This window comes from Clostridium sp. CAG:221, assembly GCA_000435835.1.
GTDB lineage: Bacteria > Bacillota > Clostridia > Clostridiales > Clostridiaceae > Clostridium.
In genome coordinates, this window is the sequence record FR883401.1 from 37,672 (window position 1) to 58,315 (window position 20,644).

At 27.2% G+C, this 20,644-nt stretch carries 17 protein-coding genes; 2 read left to right on the top strand and 15 right to left on the bottom strand.

Annotation, left to right across the window (positions count from 1 at the left end; translation table 11 throughout):
• Nucleotides 1-244: 244 nt before the first annotated feature.
• On the bottom strand, nucleotides 245-658 hold the full coding sequence (locus Q5O44_RS07385; protein WP_022167764.1) for a hypothetical protein: 414 nt from the start codon (nucleotides 656-658) through the stop codon (nucleotides 245-247).
• Between the two features lie 168 nt (nucleotides 659-826).
• A complete protein-coding gene (locus Q5O44_RS07390) occupies nucleotides 827-1,159 on the bottom strand; it encodes a hypothetical protein (protein WP_022167765.1) in 333 nt (110 codons plus the stop codon).
• Nucleotides 1,160-1,316: 157 nt separating this feature from the next.
• On the opposite strand from Q5O44_RS07390, the gene Q5O44_RS07395 reads away from it, so the two are divergent.
• On the top strand, nucleotides 1,317-2,174 hold the full coding sequence (locus Q5O44_RS07395) for a S66 peptidase family protein (protein WP_022167766.1): 858 nt from the start codon (nucleotides 1,317-1,319) through the stop codon (nucleotides 2,172-2,174).
• Between the two features lie 11 nt (nucleotides 2,175-2,185).
• Here the strand turns inward: Q5O44_RS07395 and Q5O44_RS07400 are convergent, their stop codons facing one another.
• From Q5O44_RS07400 to Q5O44_RS07445, 10 genes are all read right to left on the bottom strand, one after another.
• On the bottom strand, nucleotides 2,186-3,145 hold the full coding sequence (locus Q5O44_RS07400) for a M28 family metallopeptidase (RefSeq protein WP_022167767.1): 960 nt from the start codon (nucleotides 3,143-3,145) through the stop codon (nucleotides 2,186-2,188).
• Nucleotides 3,146-3,246: 101 nt separating this feature from the next.
• Nucleotides 3,247-3,531, bottom strand: coding sequence for a hypothetical protein (locus tag Q5O44_RS07405; protein ID WP_022167768.1), 285 nt, complete (start codon nucleotides 3,529-3,531; stop codon nucleotides 3,247-3,249).
• A gap of 214 nt (nucleotides 3,532-3,745) precedes the next feature.
• Nucleotides 3,746-4,117 (bottom strand): methylglyoxal synthase, encoded by a 372-nt coding sequence (gene mgsA / locus Q5O44_RS07410; protein ID WP_022167769.1) that lies wholly within the window; start codon nucleotides 4,115-4,117, stop codon nucleotides 3,746-3,748.
• Between the two features lie 101 nt (nucleotides 4,118-4,218).
• Entirely contained in the window at nucleotides 4,219-4,995 is a 777-nt protein-coding gene (locus Q5O44_RS07415) for a lipopolysaccharide assembly protein LapB (RefSeq protein ID WP_022167770.1), read from the bottom strand.
• 12 nt (nucleotides 4,996-5,007) lie between these two features.
• Nucleotides 5,008-5,883 (bottom strand): lipopolysaccharide assembly protein LapB, encoded by an 876-nt coding sequence (locus tag Q5O44_RS07420; protein WP_022167771.1) that lies wholly within the window; start codon nucleotides 5,881-5,883, stop codon nucleotides 5,008-5,010.
• Between the two features lie 11 nt (nucleotides 5,884-5,894).
• Complete coding sequence (locus Q5O44_RS07425; protein WP_022167772.1) at nucleotides 5,895-6,767, bottom strand: DMT family transporter; 873 nt, start codon at nucleotides 6,765-6,767, stop codon at nucleotides 5,895-5,897.
• Nucleotides 6,768-7,074: 307 nt separating this feature from the next.
• Nucleotides 7,075-8,055: a hypothetical protein gene (locus Q5O44_RS07430; RefSeq protein ID WP_022167774.1), complete on the bottom strand. Its 981-nt coding sequence runs from the start codon at nucleotides 8,053-8,055 to the stop codon at nucleotides 7,075-7,077.
• 21 nt (nucleotides 8,056-8,076) lie between these two features.
• The gene (locus Q5O44_RS07435) at nucleotides 8,077-8,655 is read right to left on the bottom strand and encodes a TetR/AcrR family transcriptional regulator (protein ID WP_022167775.1); all 579 of its coding nucleotides are present in this window, start codon (nucleotides 8,653-8,655) and stop codon (nucleotides 8,077-8,079) included.
• Nucleotides 8,656-8,727: 72 nt separating this feature from the next.
• Nucleotides 8,728-9,468 (bottom strand): DeoR/GlpR family DNA-binding transcription regulator, encoded by a 741-nt coding sequence (locus Q5O44_RS07440; protein ID WP_022167776.1) that lies wholly within the window; start codon nucleotides 9,466-9,468, stop codon nucleotides 8,728-8,730.
• A gap of 15 nt (nucleotides 9,469-9,483) precedes the next feature.
• Nucleotides 9,484-12,732 carry a DEAD/DEAH box helicase gene (locus Q5O44_RS07445; protein ID WP_022167777.1) on the bottom strand — a complete coding sequence of 1,083 codons (3,249 nt, stop codon included), beginning with the start codon at nucleotides 12,730-12,732 and terminating at the stop codon, nucleotides 9,484-9,486.
• Nucleotides 12,733-12,898: 166 nt separating this feature from the next.
• On the opposite strand from Q5O44_RS07445, the gene Q5O44_RS07450 reads away from it, so the two are divergent.
• Nucleotides 12,899-13,327, top strand: a complete 429-nt coding sequence (locus Q5O44_RS07450; RefSeq protein ID WP_022167778.1) for a tol-pal system YbgF family protein — start codon at nucleotides 12,899-12,901, stop codon at nucleotides 13,325-13,327.
• Between the two features lie 31 nt (nucleotides 13,328-13,358).
• On the opposite strand, the gene Q5O44_RS07455 is transcribed toward Q5O44_RS07450, so the two are convergent.
• The 3 genes from Q5O44_RS07455 to Q5O44_RS07465 all read right to left on the bottom strand — a co-directional run bounded on the left by Q5O44_RS07455 (nucleotide 13,359) and on the right by Q5O44_RS07465 (nucleotide 19,216).
• Complete coding sequence (locus Q5O44_RS07455) at nucleotides 13,359-13,970, bottom strand: DNA-3-methyladenine glycosylase (RefSeq protein ID WP_022167779.1); 612 nt, start codon at nucleotides 13,968-13,970, stop codon at nucleotides 13,359-13,361.
• A 231-nt stretch (nucleotides 13,971-14,201) separates the two neighbouring features.
• Nucleotides 14,202-17,180: a type III restriction-modification system endonuclease gene (locus Q5O44_RS07460; protein WP_022167780.1), complete on the bottom strand. Its 2,979-nt coding sequence runs from the start codon at nucleotides 17,178-17,180 to the stop codon at nucleotides 14,202-14,204.
• Between the two features lie 5 nt (nucleotides 17,181-17,185).
• Nucleotides 17,186-19,216 carry a site-specific DNA-methyltransferase gene (locus Q5O44_RS07465; protein WP_022167781.1) on the bottom strand — a complete coding sequence of 677 codons (2,031 nt, stop codon included), beginning with the start codon at nucleotides 19,214-19,216 and terminating at the stop codon, nucleotides 17,186-17,188.
• Nucleotides 19,217-20,644: the final 1,428 nt, after the last annotated feature.

A 20,644-nucleotide genomic window follows, 5' to 3' on the forward strand; every position in this document is an offset into this window, starting at 1 on the left:
GCTATTATTACATATACTGAATTTAATCATGTCATAATATTATATCTAACGACTTTTTTGATTTTCCTAGAGTAACAACTATTTATTAAAAAAACCGCTCAGTATTATAAACACTAAGCGGTGATATTATTATATTTATAGGTATATCAAAAATACGTATGGCATAAAAATACCATCCAGCAATATTATAACTAAATAATATAACAACTTACTCCTAAAATCCGCAGAGCATTTGTTCATTAAACTACTCAACTTGAGTTAATAATCTTCTCATTACATCTTTAACCTTAGGCATTCCTAACTCTTCCTGTGCTATAACAATTACTGCCTTTATATCATTATCTGATGGATCCATTTTATATGCTGCAAATTCCATTATTGCATCATCATCTAAGAATTCTTCAATTTCTACAGCTATTTCTTCTGTAAGAGCCATATACTCTTCAAATAAAGTATCTTCATCTACTTCACTTAAATTAAATTCTTCACTTAATTCTTCATTTAATAAATCAATGCTCATACTTAAATTAAAAGCTACTATATCTTCTCTCTTAGAACCCTTACTCATATCTTTTATTACTTTAAACTCAGTATTGTCTTCAATTAATTTTTTCATATCCATGCTATCTACAACTCTATTTCCAAATGCTATGTACATTAAATCATCTCCTATGTTTTCTATAATATAATTTTATTGCTTTGTTTCGATATAATTTTAGACTTAAGTGAATAAACTTAAATGATGAGATTATCCTAAAACTACCTTAACTATATCCATTACTCTTTCCATTAAACTATTTATAGGATAATCTTATCATTATTTTATTTATTTCATTGTAATATTACTAGTTTTTGGGAACAATCCTTCAAAGAATTTATCAAATCCATCATCACATAATTCAATATTTTCATTGTCATTTACATAGAAATTATTCATAGTTCCTACTACTAAATCAAATTTCTTTAAATTATTTTCTTCTAATAACACATTATATAAATATGCTAAATGATTTTGCATATAAACTTGCATTTCTTTTACTTCTTCAGCTGTTAGTTTACCTTCTTCCTGTAACTTCTTTACTGGCCCGTTTTTAAATATAAAATATGTACTGGCCTTTGTTATATTTTTTATATATTCTTGTAAAATCTTTTCTTCCATTAGTACAACACCTCATAAACTTAATCTTTCACCCCTACAGTATATCACATTTACATAAGTAATATCAAAATCTGGTGCTTTTTAATAATATTATCTATAAATTTATCAAGTATATGCTTATAATATAGTAAATAACTATAAATAAGGAGATGTTAATTTGAATTCATTATTAAAAACTCATGATTCCATTGGTCTTGTGGCTAATTCCAATGGTATTGATATTGCAAATAAAAATAAAATAGATAATTTAATTGAAGCTCTTAAAGACCTAGGATTAAATCCTATTCTTTCACCTGTGTTTTACAAAAAACAAGGTCCATTTAATGGTAGTGGTAAGGAAAGAGCAGATATACTTAATACATATTTTAAAGACACAAATATAAAAGCTATCTTTGACCTTTCTGGTGGAGACCTTTCTAACGAAACATTAGATTATATTGACTTTCAAGTTATATCAAACAATCCTAAACCATTTTTCGGATACAGTGATTTATCAACACTATTAAATGCCATTAATTCTAATGGAAATATAACAACTTATCATTATCAATTAAGACACCTAATAGGAAAATACTCTATTGAGCAAAAAGAATATTTTTTAAATAGCTTTATGAAATCTAATACGCCTAGCTTTAAATATGAATTTATTCGTGGTTCTAAAATGGAAGGTATGGTTGTTGGTGGTAATATTCGTTGTTTCCTTAAGCTTATGGGCACCAAGTATCAGCCTGACTTTAATAATAAAATATTATTCCTTGAAAGTTTAAGTGGCGATTGTGCAAAGATGGCAACATTCCTTAGTCAATATAAGCAAGTAGGTGCCTTTGATAATATTAAAGGTATAATACTTGGAACCTTTACTGAAATGGAAAGGGAAAACTATAAACCTTCCATTGAAGAAATGATTATTTCTCTAATAGACTCCTCCATTCCTATAGCTAAATCTTTTGAACTAGGCCATGGTGAAGATTGTAAATGTATTATAATTGGCAAACATTATTGCTTAAAAAAATAAAAACTGGAAACTTAATTTCCAGTTTTTATTTCATTCATATCATAGCGATTTTCAGATATAAATTTATATATTACTTCACTTAACTTTTCCAAATCACTATAATCTACATTATCAAGATTATCATTATCAGTATGGACAATATCTATTATATTATCATCACCAATGACTAGCGATGGATATCCATACATTCTAAAGATTTGATGATCGCTAGTTCCTCTGATAACACCATTTTTAGTTGCATAAACATTATCATTATACGGAACTTCTTCTTCATTAAATATTTTTCTCATGGCACTGTATAATCCTTCAGATTTAGCATCATTATTTCCCATTGCTAGTTCCATACAATCTTTTACACCAACACAATCAATATTTATATTATAGCACTTATTATATTTCTTATTATATTTTTTCATAAACTCATTACTTCCATTTAAGCCTGTTTCTTCAGCATTATAAGCAACAATAACAATATCATCTTTTAAAGGTTTTTCTTTTGCTTTTGCACTTAGTTTCCTAGCAGTTTGTAAAATTACGCTTATCCCTGATGCATTATCTATGGCTCCCATTAATTTCTGGCCGTTCTGTCCTACAATATGATCAAAATGTGCTGTTAAAAACACTGCGTTTTCACCTTCAGTTCCTTTTATAACACCTACCACATTATTAATAGCAAAATTCTCCTTGCCACGATATCTTAAACCTGTTTCATTATAAAAGCTGTCTCCATCAAATATATCTAAACCTATTGATGTAAAATAATTCTCTATATACTGGGCAGCTCTTAAATTTTCATCTGTTGCTACTACTCTTCCCCTACATTTATCTGAACATAATGTTTCCATTATCTCCTGAACATTTTCCGTACTTTCAACTTCATATTGTTCTTTACAAAGTAGTGCTTGAACTTCAATATTAATTGGTGTAACTATCAGTAATGCCGCTAAAACTTTGATTATTATTTTTTTCATTTATTCACTTTCTCTCTATAAATATAAAATTAAATATAAAATTTTAAATGACATAAAACTTACAATTCTATGTCATTTAATTTTCATATGATTTCAATTAACTATCTTCTTAACAAATATACTCCTAATGCACCCAATGCAATTCCTACACCTAAATACATTAAGATTTTTGAATCAAATTGCATCATATCTCTCATATCCAAATTTTCATTTTCATCTTCATCTTCTAAATCATAGACCTCATGATTTTTATAATCATATCCATCATCATAATTATCATCACAGCAAAAAATACACTCTTCCTTATCATGGATTTTAGGTTTTTTCACTCTTCTCATAATTGCATTTAATTCTTTTTGAAGATTTATTCCTGTACTTAAATTCATTAACTATCACCTCTAAGTTAGTATAAACATTTTATTTAAGTATTACTCTTTATATTTCATTATTATGTATACTATATTTTTTCCTATTTCTTTTTATGGTTAATTGCTGAACTGATTTTTTTATTAATGTTTATACTCATTTACGAGTATTTTATTTAAGACTATATATAATCAAAAAAAATCCCTCTCATATTTTGAGTGGGATTTTTCATTTTTATAATTTTACGTCAATGGCGTCAAGTAAAAGTTGAGCTGATGCTACATTGGTTGCTAGTGGTACCTTGTATACGTCACATAATCTTAAAAGTGCCATTATATCCGGTTCATGTGGCTGCGATGTTAGTGGATCTCTTAAAAAGATTATCATATCTATATTATGGTCTGCCACCAAAGCACCTATTTGCTGATCTCCTCCTAAAGGTCCACTCTTATATCTATAAATTTTTAAATCAGTATTTTCCATTACTTTAAGCCCAGTTGTTCCTGTAGAAACTAGTTCTACTTTTTTTAAAATACTTTCATTCTTTTTTGTAAATTCAATCATTTCTTCTTTTTTCTTATCATGTGCTATTAAAGCTATTCTCATTTTTTCATCCTCCATATTCCCTATTTACCTATATAATATCACTTTTTTTAATTTATATATTAAAAAAGATGTTTTTACTTATAAAAACATCTTTCTTAATATTATTTCCTATTTAATTCATCTATTATTTCTTTTACATCTTTATAGCTAGGATCATATTGATAAACTATATTGAAATATTCATAAGCATCTTCCTTATGGCCCATCATTTTAAGACACATTGCTAAATTATAATAAACGTCAACACTACCTTCATCTAAATCTATTGCTTTTTCATAATTTTCTAAAGCTTTTTCATAATCTTTATTTGACATATAATATTCTGCTATGCCTATATAGACACTACCCATATTTGCATCTAATTTTAGGGCCTCTTCAAAATCTACCATTGCTTCACTGGCTTTATGTAAATATTTTAGCTTGATCCAGCCTACATTTGCTTTTATATGTGCTGCATCTGAATTGCTTAATGTATTTGAGCTAAGAACTTTTTCAGCTCTTGCAATACCTTCTGCATATTTACCAAGCTTTATATCTATGTCAGTAAGGTATGCTACCACAAAAAAGCTGTTAGGATTGCTATCTAAAATTTCTGTAAATACCTTCTTACTTTCTTCATATCTTTCTAAATAAAATAGTGCTTCACCTTTTAAACTTTTAGCGTAATTAACATTAACTATATTCTTTTCTAGAGCTTCATTAATTTCTTCCACTGCACCTTCATAATCATCTAATGCCATTAAAGCATCAGCTACATAAACATGTATTTCTGGATTTTTACTATTTTCTAACTCTTCCATGGCATAGGCAAGTGCTGTAGCTGCATCTTCTTCTAATTTTTCCGCGTATCCCCATAAAAATTCTTCTCTTATTTCCATTATAATTTCCTCCTAATTAAGTGAACTGATTAAACCTGCCACTTCTTCATCATCTGGATTATATATTAGTATTTCTTTAAACATCTCTATTGCCTCTTCCTTTTTTTCCTGACGTAAAAGTTCAAAAGCAAACTCATATAATATTCTATTATCTTCTGGCAAAAGTGCATTGGCCATAATTAAATTCTTTTCCACTTCTTCAAATTTTCCTATTTCTTTATAGCATACCGCAAGTCCAAAATAGTTTTCTCCATCTTCAGGTGCACATTCAATAGCTTTTATAAAGCTTTCAATGGCTTTTTCATATTCCTTAATATGATTATAGTAAATACCTATTCCTGTATGTGCTCTGCTGCAATTTTCATTTAGCTCTATAGCTTCCTTAAAGTATTCAAAGCCTTCATGTGGTAAATTTAAATCTACCATATATGTCCATGCTATAGCTGATTTTAGATCTGCTACTTCATCTTTATTATTTCCATAGTTTTCTATATATGCTTCTGCTCTACTAATAGCGTCCTCATAGAACTCTTCTCTAATATCAAGTTCCACTTGGAATATAGTAGCTATATAATTGTCTGGCGACAATTCTATTACTCTTTCATAGTATCTTCTACTTTCTACATACAAACCTAATTCTAGTAGTGCTTCAGCTTTTACATTATAACCATATACTTGATAATCGCATCCTAATTCAAAAGCCTTATCTACTGATAATATAGCTTCTTCATACTCTCCTGAAACAAGATGTGCATGTCCTTTATAAAGAAGGAATTCTGGGTTTTTAGTTTCATCATATCCTTCATCACAATATTTAAAGGCTTCATCAACACTGTATTTTAGCATTTCTGTAAAAACCTCTTCTATATTTTCATAATTGTCCTTCATAACTATTTCTCCTATGCTTTTTCCTTATCTAATTTTCTATTATACAAATACATATATAAGGATGCCCCAAAGATTATTACATATCCTATTATACTCATATAATCTGGTAAAACTCCAAATACTACAAAGCTTATTATAGCTGAGAAAATTATATTGGAGTAATCGAAAATTGAAATTTCTTTTGATGGTGCATATTTATATGCTAAAGTAATACCAAACTGCCCTACAGTGGCAAATATTCCAGCAAATATTAAATAAACAAACTGCATAAAACTCATAGGCTTATATACAGCAATCATAAATGGTGCTATTACTATTAGAGAAAAGGTTGAAAAATAAAATACAATTGTATAATGTTTTTCCTTTCCTCCAAGGAATCTTAAGCATGTGTAAGCTGCTGCAGCACATACTGCTCCTAACACTCCAACTATAGCTGGCATTACTGCCATGTTAAATTCAGGCCTAATTATAAATAAGGCTCCTATAAAGGCAATAATTATTGAAATCAATTGTCTTAAGTTAATTTTCTCCTTTAAAAATAATGCCGAAAAAATAATGACAAGAAATGGGCTTAGTTTATTAAGCATATTTGCATCTGATAACACAAGTTTATCAATGGCATAAAAATTAAATATTATACCTAAAGTACCAAAGGTTGATCTTGTTATTAATATCTTCTGATTTTCTTTTTTGCCAAAAAAACTCTGCTTGTGCTTTATGATAAAAAACATTGCTACAAAACACGAAACTAAGTTTCTAAAAAACGTTTTCTGAAATGACGGTAGATCACCAGCTAATTTTACAAAAGCAGACATCATAGCAAATCCAAAGGCAGAAATAATAATTAAAATTATTCCCTTATTTCTACTTCCTATTTTATCCATATTATATATTCTCCTTCTAAATTTTTTAATATAATTTAGAATAACATAATTAGTTTATAAATTCCACTTAAATGCTATCTATATCTTTTTATTGCTACTTTTATTGCTATAATACTTCTTTAATCCTTCAAAGGTTGCTTCTTTTCCTAAAGCTATGCACTTTTCAACATACTCTTTCAATACATAAATACTCATTTATATCACCTCTGAATTTATTTATATTTATATATATGAAACTTTAATTATGTAAATTCCAAAAAATAAAAAAACAGTAAAAATTAATTTTACTGTTTTTTTATTTAAAAAATTAAATTGCTTCTAAAGCCTTTATCTGCCTCTGTCTTAAATCTATTTTATTATTTATTATCCATGATGAAATAATAAGTAATAAAACTGTAATTTTAAAATTTGTTAATAATAAAAACACTGAAAATATTAATAATATTTTATATAATACCATTGATTTATTTCTTATTATTATATACTTCATAACAAATGAAAGTGAATCTTTAACAATAAAGTAAAAGAATATTACTTCCATAGACATAATAACTACCCTTAAATAATCTATTGTTATTTTAATATTAAAAACTTTAATTAACTCTACTATAATCACATATACTATAGAAAATATATAAGCTTCTTTACTGCAACATAATAGTGAACCATACTTTTTAAATTGTTTTATTATATTGAACTTTCTTTTAGTATTTTTGTCTAAAATCATTAATTTATTTCCCAATGTCATAGATCCTAAATAAACCACCATTACTGTTCCTACTGGTATAGTTGCAATACTTAAATAAATTATTAGTGATGAATAATAATCTGGCAATACCATTAATGGATTATATGTACTTAATGTCTTTACTACAGTTTTTAAAAGTTCTTCTGAATCTTTAATTAAACTATATCCTGTAAGCGCTGAAAAATATATATCCACAAATATTATTACAAAAGTGGCCAGTATTGATGAAAACAATAAATCATCAAAAATGCAGCTATCCCTACTAATAAATAAAGTACATATAAATCCAATTATCATACCTTGTGCCATCCAAATTGCTGCTACCACATTACCTAAAATGAAAAAAACAATCATAAGTGACGTAATGCTCATAAATACTGCATACTTTCTGTCAAGCTTTAAAAATACAATACATACATATATAGGTACTATTATATCTAGGAATAAGGAATATGCAATACCGGTACTAATAGCTATTATACTTAGCAAAACAAATATAGCTGAAAAAACAGCTGAATAAGTGATATTTTTTGTATTCATAAACATTATCTCTTTTCTTAATTATACTTTTTTATTAATCTTTTCTATTGAAAAATTAACATACTCCATAAATCTATCTACTATATAATTTTCTGAATATTGGTCTTCATATAAAATTTCATATAATGCTGAAGAAAATAACACCCCTATAAAGCAGCATCCTAAAACTTCTAACACATCTTTATCTGCTTTTCCCTTAGTTATATCATTTATTCTATTTGAGTTTATATTTACAAGTCTTCTAATCTCTTGTCTCATTTCTTGATGACGATTCTTATCTCCCCATATTTGACTCATTATTACTCTAAAAAATTCTTTATTATTATACACATATCTTAGCTGTACTTTAGCTGATATTTTTAACTTTTCAAGAGGATCATCAATATCCTTTATGGCATCAAGCACTTCATTCTTTATTAGCTTCATTCCTTCATCTATTACAAATTTAAAAATTTCCTCTTTACCCTGAAAATTGTAATATAATGTCCCTTTTGCCACTCCTGCTTCTGAAGCTATTTCCTCTACTGTGGCACTATCATATCCCTCTATCGAAAACACTTTTATTGCAGCATTAAATATTGCCTTTTTTGTTTTATTCATTTCTTCCTCCCTTTTCTCCCTAGATTTATTTTAAGTATCTGCATTAATTATTAGACACAAATCATAGCCTTACTACTTTATCTTAAATATTTCTGTTTTATATTTTTCACACTCTTCTTTATCAGTAATTATTATTACATCCTCCATCTTACAAAAAGTTATAAAGCTATTTTCATCAAATTTACTTTTATCTGCAAGTATATATGCCTTGCCACATTTCTTGATTGCTTCTGTTTTTACCATAGCTTCGTTGGCATCTGGAGTAGTACATCCATTTTCTAAACTTATTCCATTTGCACCAAAGAATCCCTTTGTGAAATTGTAGCTTTCAAGGTCCTTTACAGCTCTAACACCTACAATAGCTTCTGTAACGCCTTTTATTTCCCCACCTAAAATAAAAGTTTTTATATTCATATCAACTAATTTTTTAGCATGAGCAATTCCATTTGTCACTACAGTAATCTGCTTATTCTTTAAATAATCAATCATATGCTCTGTAGTTGTTCCAGCATCTATATATATAGTATCACCATCTTCAACTATTTTAGAGGCAAACTTTGCTATTTCATTTTTTTCACCTTTATTTATTTCCTGTCTAAGGATAACCTTATAGTCATTTTTAAAATAGTCATCTCCAATGGCTACTGCTCCTCCATGAACCTTTTTCAACTTTCCTTCCTTATCAAGCATTTGAAGATCTCTTCTAATGGTTGATTCAGAGGCACCAATTTCATCTATGAGCTCTGCTAAAGTTACCATAGAATTGATTTTTAACTTTTCTAATATTATTTTCTTTCTCTCTTCAATTAGCATTTTCTTCCCTCCCAATTATAAGAATAATTCCTTTATTTCCTCTTCACTTAATGTTCCAAGTAAACTTCCATTCTTATAATCTCCATTCATTACTTCTCCAATTACTTCCTTTTTATCATCTTGTAGCTTAATTATCTTTTCTTCAATGGTCCCTTTTGCAATAAGTTTTATTACTTCTACATTACTTTTTTGTCCAAATCTATGGGCTCTATCTGTTGCTTGATCTTCTATGGCTGGATTCCACCATGGATCAAAATGAATTACCATATCTGCTGATGTTAAATTTAGTCCTGTTCCTCCTGCTTTTAAAGATATTAAAAATACGCTAACATCATCTTTACTATTAAAATCATTAACAAGTTTTATTCTTTCTTGTGCTTTTGTTGCACCATCTAGATAATAATAATCTATATTATTTTCTTTTAATGTCTTTTTTATATTGTCAAGTACTGATGTAAATTGCGAAAATAAAAGTATCTTCCTTTCTGCATCAATGGCATCACAAACTATAGAAAGTGCTGTATCTATCTTGCTACTTCCGCCATTATACCCCTCAACAATAACAGATGGATCTAAGCATAACTGCCTTAACTTTGTCAAATATGAAAATATGGTTATCTTATCTTTATTAATATCTTTGTCATTCATCTTTTCCTTTATATCAGCAATATAAGATGAATATACTTTCTTCTGCTCTTCATTCATTTCCACATAATACTTCTTTTCTATTTTATCTGGCAATTCCATCATAACATTTTTCTTAAGCCTTCTTAAAATAAAAGGTTGTATCATCTTCTTAAGAGCTACAGTTCCTTCCCTAGTTCCAATAAATCTTTCCTGGAACCTATTTTTATTATAAAGGTATCCTGGCATTACAAAGTCAAAAATTGACCATAATTCTAAGAGATTATTTTCTATTGGTGTACCTGTAAGGGCAAATTTGACTTTAGCTTTTATCTCTTTTACAGTTTCACTGCTTATAGATTGAGGATTCTTTATATGCTGTGCTTCATCTATGATGCAATAATCAAATTCTTTGTCATTATACCATTCATAATCATTTTTAAGTGTCCCATAAGTTGTAAGTATAACATCATAAGATTCTATATTTTCCATAATTTCAATTCTTTCTTCTTTACTTCCATGCAGTACAGCAATCCTCATTGATGGAGCAAAGTTTTCAAACTCACTTTTCCAATTATAAATTAATGAAGTTGGTGTCACTATAAGTGATTTCTTATTATTCTCTTTTTCTGAAAGCAAGAATGTTATGGTTTGAATTGTTTTACCAAGTCCCATTTCATCTGCTAAAATCCCACCAAATTCATAATGACTTAAAGTCTTAAACCAATTATATCCTGTTATTTGATAATCTCTAAGTTTAGCATTTAATTTTGCTGGAATGCTATAATTAACTTCCTTAATAGTCTTAAGTTTATTAGAAATATGTGATACAATTTCTTTTCCATCTATATAAGACATATTGCCACTTTCTATTGCTTCATTTATAAATGCAGCTCTATTTCTATGAATCCTAATTCTATTTTCATCCATATTATTATCTAGTGACAATGTTTCTGCTAAAGTGAAAAAGTCTTTTACCTTTTCATCAGCAAAATTAACAAATGAATCATTCTTTAATTTATAGAATTTCCTTTTTTCCTTAAAAGCTCTTAAAATATCTGCAAATTCTGCTTTATCAACTTCTTCCACTTCAAAGGTAAACTCTAAGAAATTGCTATTACCATCTTTCTTTATGGATCCTTTCATAGATGTAGACCCATAAATTTTTCTATCTTTAAACCTATCAGAATAAAATACCTCTCCACACTCTTTTACATCTTTTAAATCACTTAAAAGAAATTCATATAACTTATCATCATCACCATTAAAGATAAACTTTCCTTTATCCCTATAAAAACTATGTCTATTTAAAACATTTTCAATATTTTGTTCTTTATTTAAATCTCTTATTATATATTGTTCATTATTTGGTCCTTTAGCAAGATTAAAAGATTCTTCGCCATAATTCATCTTTACATCAGCCCAAGTACTTTTCTTATCTCTATCAAAAAATACTTGTATCTTTAAATCTTCTTTTACAATATTCTTCTTTAAATTGTCATCAAGATTAACTTCTTTTGTAATTATATCTAAAGCAGGAATTATCTTAGTAAACACATCTTTCTTCTTTTCACCTTTGAAGGATATTTTTTCGTTATCCTTTAAGGCTGAGTAAAATAGTTTATATTTTTGAGCCTGCTTTTTTGACGGTAGATATACTACATCATCATAAATATATACATCACTTTTATATGTAAGTGGCCTTGGAAGATTGTTTGATATGCTTAAATTAATGCTGTCATGGTCCTCTTCCAATTTAAACTTTAGTGGCATATCCTCTTTCTTTATTTTTATCTTTTTTTCTTCATCTTTCTCTATAAATGTTATTCTCTTATGGGATAAGCACTCTAAAAATCTTCTTAATGTCTGTGATGGTATCACCAGCATCTTATTTTTAGAAATTGGTCCACTGCTTGTTCTTCCATATAAAGGACCACTTCCTAAAGCTTCATTTAACCCCGCATATTCTTCAATAAAATCTATTATTCTTTCATCCTCATCTGAAAAATAATGTCTTTTAGGATCATAAATAAAATTTTTACCATAAATTAATTTTTCTTCGTTTATTCTTGCTTTAACAAACTCAGGAATGTTCTTCATTACATAAAGATGATTGCTACCTATTTTAAAATCTGCTTCAAAAAAAGGCTCGCCTCTAAAATAGCTTTTCTTTTCTAAAGAAACTTCTATATTTAGCATTTCTCTTTTATTATCATCTTCATCTAACTGATCTAACAGTTTTTTGCTATAATCCATATCTATTTTTCTAGCACTTAAACCTTGACCTCTGCTCTCTTCTTTAAGTCTTTCTTCTAAGATATCTATAAATCTATAAAATGTAGCAGCTACATGCTTACATATATAATTTGAATTAAAATCTGCATTGTCTTTATAATCAATGCAGTCACATTCTGTATATATTAATTTTAAATTTTTTATATCAATGGAAATATTGGTACTATACATTTCCCTGCTTTCACTTGACATAACCTTCCCATAAATATCTAAAGAGTCATACTGTGGATCTACCATAGATTTGACTTGATGTACTAACCCTTCATTTACGGATCTTCGTCCCCTTGGGAGCCTATTTTTTATATCATGACTTGTCATTAAACTATTTAGCTCTCTAATATTCACTGCTCCACCTCACGCTTTTAGTAAATTAACTATTATATTATATACCAAGTTTTTCTTTTATTAAACATTATTATTTACCCAAGTAAGTTGTTAACTTATTTTCACTTGTATATAATTAAATATAAATACATAAAATTGTAATATACCTTAAGGAGATGATTTATCCATGGAAATTAGTAAAAGTTATGATGAAAATATATTTAAAGAAATAATTAATCTTATAAAGAAAAGAAAAATAGATTTAGCAGAAGAAAAGCTTAATTCCATCACTGAAAAAAATGCCATGTGGAATTACATGTATGGTCTTATGCTCTTTAATAAATCATGGTATGATAGTGCCATATATTACTTTAATAATGCCATATCATTAGATCCATCTAATGACTTCATTAAAGAATCATATGCTAATCTTATGTCAAGGCATAAGCATTACTGTGATGATTATTATCATGGTGGCTATAGAAGAAGAAACCGTGGTTGCTCTTGCTGTTGCTGTGATGATTGCTGCTGCGATTTTGATATAAGTTGTTGCGATTTAATATGCTTAGACCAATGCTGTGAATGCATGGGTGGAGATATTATTGAATGCATATAAAAATGCTGCCAGTAAATCCTGGCAGCACTTTTTATTTCTTAGATACATATATGTTATCCTTTATGTAAAATCTCCACGGAAAATTAATAGCCTCCTCAGCATAATCTATCCCGATTCTTGTAGTTTCAACAATTTCAATAACCTTGAATCCATCATCTTCAATATATATTTCTTCATTTTCATATAACTTTCTCATATTTTCTTCTTTAGTTATATGTAAAGCCATGCATAATTTTGATGGTCCATTTGTAAGATTTTTCACTTGACTTTTAGTAAGCTCAGAATATGGTTTTTCAAACCGTATTTGTGATAAATACTCAAATTCATTTAAAGGTTCCACTGCTCTAATAAGCACTCCTGCTGGATAGTCTCTCTTATCAGCTACTACGTTAAAACAATAGTACAGTCCATAAATAAAATATATATAAGATACTCCCCCCTCCATAAATAACGGCTTAGTTCTTTCTGTAAGCCTCTTATTATATGCATGAGAAGCTTTATCAATCATTCCAATATAAGCTTCTGTTTCAACTATTCTGCTCTTAATTATTTTACCATTAATTTTTCTTACTAATACCTTACCTAATAATTCCTTAGCTACAACTAAACAATCTCTAGTGTAAAATTCCCTATCTACTTTCACTACTTTATCACTCTCCTCTCCCTTTTACATTTATTATAATTATTGAAGTATATAAATAGCTTTCTCTTTTTAACTAAAAAAATTCATATATTAGTTTATTTAGAATTATCAGTTATATTAAAATAGAGAATGTCTAAAAACACGTAATCTTTAGACATTCTCAACTAATATTCTAGCTTTTCTTATCATTTTTCTTATAAACGTACTTTTACTTATATTGATTAATATATTTTATTTAGAATTTAATATCTTTCTAATCATTACAACAATATTATCTTTTTTCAATTGTTTATCAAACCTAACTTTTAATCCTTCTATTTGATTAAGTTTTTTAAAGAATACTTTTGCACATTCTATTCTATCAGTTTCTTCTTTTCTCAAAGTGCTTTCAGATTTAACATCCTTAGTTTCAACTATAAAATTCAATTGAATACTTTCATCATTTTTTTTAATTAAATACATGAAGTCAGGACTATATGTTCCACCCCAAAAAAGAGGTATTTTTATACTTCTTCTAGGTATCTTACCAAATACAATTACTTCATCAATACCACTCTTCTCTATATTTTCTTTTTCCAATTCACTATCATAAACAAACTTATCATACAAGAATTTTTGAGGTGTTTCTTTATCATAATAACATTTTATTCCTACATCTGCCTGTTGAATGTAGTCTCTTACTTTACCACCTCTATAAGTCAATGCTGTTTCCCTAACATCAACATCTAACTTTTTAAAAGTAAATCTATGAATAAAATTTAATTTTTTCCATTCGAGAAACTCTGATATAAAAATTTTTAAAGAATTCACGTTAAAAAAATCATTACCAATTTTATTTTTATTATTATATTTTATTACAGCTTTATTAAATACAGTTATTGGAATACTAGTACTTCTCTCAATTCTCATTAAAAATTCATTATATGGAATTAACTCATTAGTTTCATAAACTTTACTTTCTGTTGATTTCAGCTTAATTTCATTATTTTCACAAATTGTTTTTGTTCTAATAGTTGTTATTTCCATTTCAGAATTAATATTCTTATCTAGTATACTTACAATTACCTCAATTAAACTTACTTCATCTAATTCTTCAAATGCAAGATAAAACTTTTGATTTATTGCTGTCCACAAATCTTTTAATTCATTAAAGTTGTCTTTTCTTATTCCTACTCTTGAATTTTCTTTTTTATTTTTATCGATAATCTTATCATTGTATATTCCAGAAATTAAATCTGGATATTTTGAATACAAAATTTCCAGATTATCGGGTATAATATTGTATTCATTATCTATTAAATTACCCAAATACAATTTAACAAACATATCTTTAAATTCTATATTATTCTTATTACAGTATAATTCAATTTCAGATTTTATATTTTTATTTTTTATGCAATCAACATTAATTTCATTTAATACTTTCACTGCAAAGTTCTTTTCTGAATAATCAACAATATAATTTAAGTAAAATTGCTCATCTGAAACCCTATTTCCATTTATATCTACAGGTAACCTTAACCCTCTTCCTACCTCCTGTAGCTTACTTATTTCGCTACCGCTCGATCTTAGTTTCGCGATTGTAAAAACATTAGGATTGTCCCAACCTTCTCTCAATGTCCATTGTGAAAATACAAATCTAAATACATTATATTGACCATTTTTATCTTTTATAGATAATAGTTTTTCCTTATCTCTTAATATATTATCAATTTCTATTTTAATATCTTCATCATTTACAAAATTATCATTTGAAAAATAGCCACCATTTGTCTTAGAAATATTATTCAATGTTGCTTCTAGATACTCCCTATACTCTTTTAGTTCATCCTTATTATCCGTATCATTATCAATATTATGAATAATTTCTTTTACTTTATTCTTTAGCAACCTTTCAAATAATACTTTTAATTCTCCATTATTTTCTTCCCCTCTATATGAATACCTATTATCAATAAAAAATAGTGCTACAGTTTTAATTTTTATTTTTCTTAAAAAGTTCTCCTTTTCTTTCTCAAAGTGTCTATCTAATGCTAGAGATAGCATCAACTCTTGATATGTCTTTCCATAGATATTTGGATAAATTATATCATTCATTTTAATTATTGTACCATTAGAAAGCCTTACTGAATTAGCTATATCATCACATTTACCTATTTCTTCAACAAATATATTGGAAAAATTTTTATTAATATTAGCCATTGATGTTCCAATATTCATACTATACTTTTTCTTATTAGACTCATTTCTAAAAGTTACACTTTTAGGATTTGTATTATTAATATCTATAAGTTTAATCTTGGTATCTTTTTCATTTATATTAGGTAAATATTCAACTTCAATACCTTTTACTAATTGTTTATTAAAAGCAACTTTAGAATCTAGATTGTATATCAGATTTTCGTAATCTTTTACTCCATCTACTTTATCAGGAAAAGTAGCTCCAAATCTAATTAATAACTGAGGCTTCAATTTTTCAATAATACACTTATATGCTTTATTATCTCTTTTAAATCTATGAGGTTCATCTATTATTACTATAGGTCTTGTACTTTCTATTGCCTGATATGGTTGAGTATAATGTCCTAATAATGTTTGATCATAATCATTCTTTTCCATTGTAGCTTTTGAAAGTAACATACTATCACTCATTAACAAAGCGTTAATCCTATTTCCATTTAATTTTGTTCCACTAACAAAATTAGTAATAGCAGCTGGCATCATTTTTCTACCATTCTTTTTTGTATTTTGAGCACATAAAACATCTAGTTGTAATACTTTATTATTGTAATCGTCACTAAAGTGTTTTTTTACATAATCTGATAAAATAAATTGCCTTGTCCCTTCTCTAATAGGTGTAGACGGAACTATTATTATGAATTTTTTAAACTTATATAATTTATTTAATTCAAACATCATTTTAGTATAAACATATGTTTTCCCTGTTCCAGTCTCCATCCTTATATCCAAATTTAGCATTTCTTTATTATTAATAGTATTTCTATACCTATCATAAATAGGCTCTATTCCCTCACATCCTCCTGATTGTATTAATTTAATATTATTAATAATATCATCATCATTTAAATCTATAATAGGATTTTGATATATATTATTACTACTATTTATAAGCACATTATTGAATACAGAAACTATAGCTTTAATTGCATTATTTTGATGCTCAAGATTTGATTTTAATTTTATTTTCATTTTAACTAAAACCTCTCAATCACTCTTATTGAATTTACATTTTTAATTAAAGCTATATTCTTTTTAAGTTCTTCCAGTTGATTATAACTAAAAGAATATCCAAAAAGAATTATTCTATCTATATTAATTTTACCATTTTCAATCATTTCAATAAGTGACATTATATCCTCTCTAGTAATACCAGTATCTATTAAATACAATGTATTTTCACATAAATTACATACGTATTTATCAAGAGTAATCTCAATATCTTCTGCCATAAATCCATAACCATCATCAATCTTCCATGTTTGTAGTATTGTTTCTTTTCCACTAGCATTGTTAAACGCAAACATCTCTTCATAATTTTCAGGTATTAATGTATTTATAGCATTATCAAATGAAATTATTTTATCAAGAGTATTCTGATTAGGTGTATTTAAATTATATATCTTGAACCCATAATCAATATGCTTTTTGGTATCTGCTTCTATATTTTCTGCTGCTCTCTTTATTCTCTCAATCCCTATTTCACTAAGTAAATGAGGTTTCTTTATACTATCTAAAAATTCTATTGCTTGTCTGTATTTTTCCTTATCATTACTTTTAGCATTATCTAAAACTTCATCAAGATTAACAGGAAGTTGCACACATATATATTTATTATTCCTATTCTTTACAGCATTTGATTTCATAACAGCTTCTGCAGTAGTTGCAGATCCAGAGAAAAAATCTAATATTATATCACTTTTATCACAAGCTAATTCTATAATTCTTTCAATAAGTTCAACTGGCTTTGGATGGTCAAAATATGCCTTACCTAAAAGTTGACTCAATCTTTTTGTTCCACTTTCAGTCCTGTATTCACTTTTATCCCAAATATATTCTCCATCTTCGATTTCCCATATTGTTTTAGCTTTACTTTGAGTTCCCCTATATTTTTCATATATATTATAATTTCCATCCTTTTTCTTACGAGCAACTATAGGACACTCATCTATTGTATGTCCATTAGTTTCTTTTTTTAGTTTAGGCAGTCCCCATCTCCAACAACTTGCTTCGCCTTTACTGTTTAACGGAAATACTTCAATTGTAAATTCCTCCGTTTTTTCGCAAGAAATACTATTACATTTATTGTCATCAAACTCATTTGGATTAACATAGATAGGATAATACAAGTTAGGTCTATTAGCTTTATTAAATTTAGGATTCCTATTTCTCAATTCTCTTAATTCATAAGTTCCTAATTTATCTTCCATAGTTCTACATAAATTTTCGTTATCCAATTTATTCAATAATGCATCTTCATTTTTTGAATAGCATAATAAATATTCATGCGTCTTAGCTAAAGCTAAATAATCTTGTCCTCCTTTGTTAGTTTGAACAGTTATATTTCCTATGAAGTTATTTTCGCCAAAAATTTCATCACATAATAGTTTCAAATTGCCTTGTTCATTATCATCTATAGAAATAAAAATGAATCCCTCTTTTTTCAGTAAATCTTTCGCTAAAAATAATCTTGGATACATAAATGTTAACCATGCTGAATGTGTACTAGAACCAGCCATATTTAAAATTCTATTAGCTTCCTCTTCAGTAATATCAGCCTGTTTAGCTAATAATTCTGTATTGTATTCAAAATTATCAGGATATATAAAATCATTATTACCAGTATTATATGGTGGATCTATATAAATGCATTTAATTTGTCCCTCATATGATTTAAGCAAATGTTTTAATGCGTCGAGATTATCACCAACAATATAAATATTCTCACTTTTCCTATTACCTTCAATTCTATTATGTTCAATATTTGGTGTAATCACAGTCTTTGTTTCTGTACCTACTTGTAATCGCGCATAAGATTTTCCTAAAAAATTTAATTCATACCCCTCTTTTGATATATTTATATCACTTGCTTGTATAAATTCTTTAAATTTATCAAAGTTAAATTCAATTTCTTTATTAAAAAATTGCGGAAAACATTCCTTTAATACTTTTACCTGATAAGAATTAGGTTTAACCTTAGAGTTTTTCTCAATATTTTCTTTTAACATACAATTCTCCCTTTCCACAAATCATATTATATATTTTACCATATATGTAATTTTATTTCAGTTATCTAAGGAAACTTTTAACCATTTCCAAAATAATATCCTTTTTCAAAACGTATAAAAAACAGACCATAAAATTTTTTATGGTCTATGAATAAAAGAAGGATAAGTTAATAATATAAATGTTTGAAACTGAACTTTAAGCTTTATTTTTAACAGGATACTTTCTAGATTATTTGTTTAATGTTCTTTTACTTTTTATAGGTTGATAATATCTTTTAAGTTTTTATACTGGCATTTAAAAATTTCAACTGATATATTTTGGGAAACTAAATTGAATTCTGCGATTAAATCATCAAAATCCATTTGAAATATAGGTATCTGTATTTCTTTTACAACTTTAGTTATCTTATTAATATTCGCAGGCCTCAGTTTTTCTCTACATATATTTCCTTAAGAATTGCTTCCATAATACGGCACTCCTTGGCATTCAAAGCTATAGTACATCTAAATAAGCTCTACTTTATATTGAATATGAAAAGTACACGCACTTAGCAGTATATTATGTTTCATATCATATGAACCACAAAAACCAGAATAATTATTTGCTATTAAAGATGATACTTTTGAAAAAACTTAAAAGTCATCTATTAATTTTCCTCCACATTCCACTAATCGTTCATAACTTCCTGTCTATAAAAATAAGCCTTATTATCAAATAGGTCATTCAAATCTTTTACATTAGACATAAATATGTTTTTCTATTGTAATGTTTCAAGTTTTTGTTCATTTAATGACTAATTGAACTATCTAATATTTCATATTTAATATATTCAATTTTCATTAATATCCGCCATTTTAATACTATATATATAATTCATATATTTCTTCACAAAACTTGTACACTCTATATATAAATATACTTTCCTTTGTTTCTTGTATTATTCTCTCATGTTACTGAATACGCTCTTCAAACTTTCTAAACTTATTCATACATTCTCATCGCTAAAACATTTACTAGCCACCCTATATTCTTTACCTTACAACTAAATTATTACTTTAAAGCTTCTTAATGAATTTGAAATTCATCTAAAATCACTGCCGCTTTCTCATTATTTAATTTATATAATAATACATTTGACGGGTTAATGCTTGTCCTTGATTATTGTAAAACATTGGACATAGGCAATTTTTTTTATTTTTTTCTTCTATTAAATTCATATGTTTAAAATATAAAGGGTATATAAATCTCAAAAAAGCTGGATGAAATCTTGCACTTGCCTACTTTTAATTGAACCAGTATCCGCATTATCATCCCTTAATTGTGGATTTCTTGTTAAATCAATACTAAAGTGTTCAAAACCAAATTCATTTTGTGAAAAGCTAATCATTGGTGTTAGTATAAAGTAGTGGACACATTAAGACGAACTA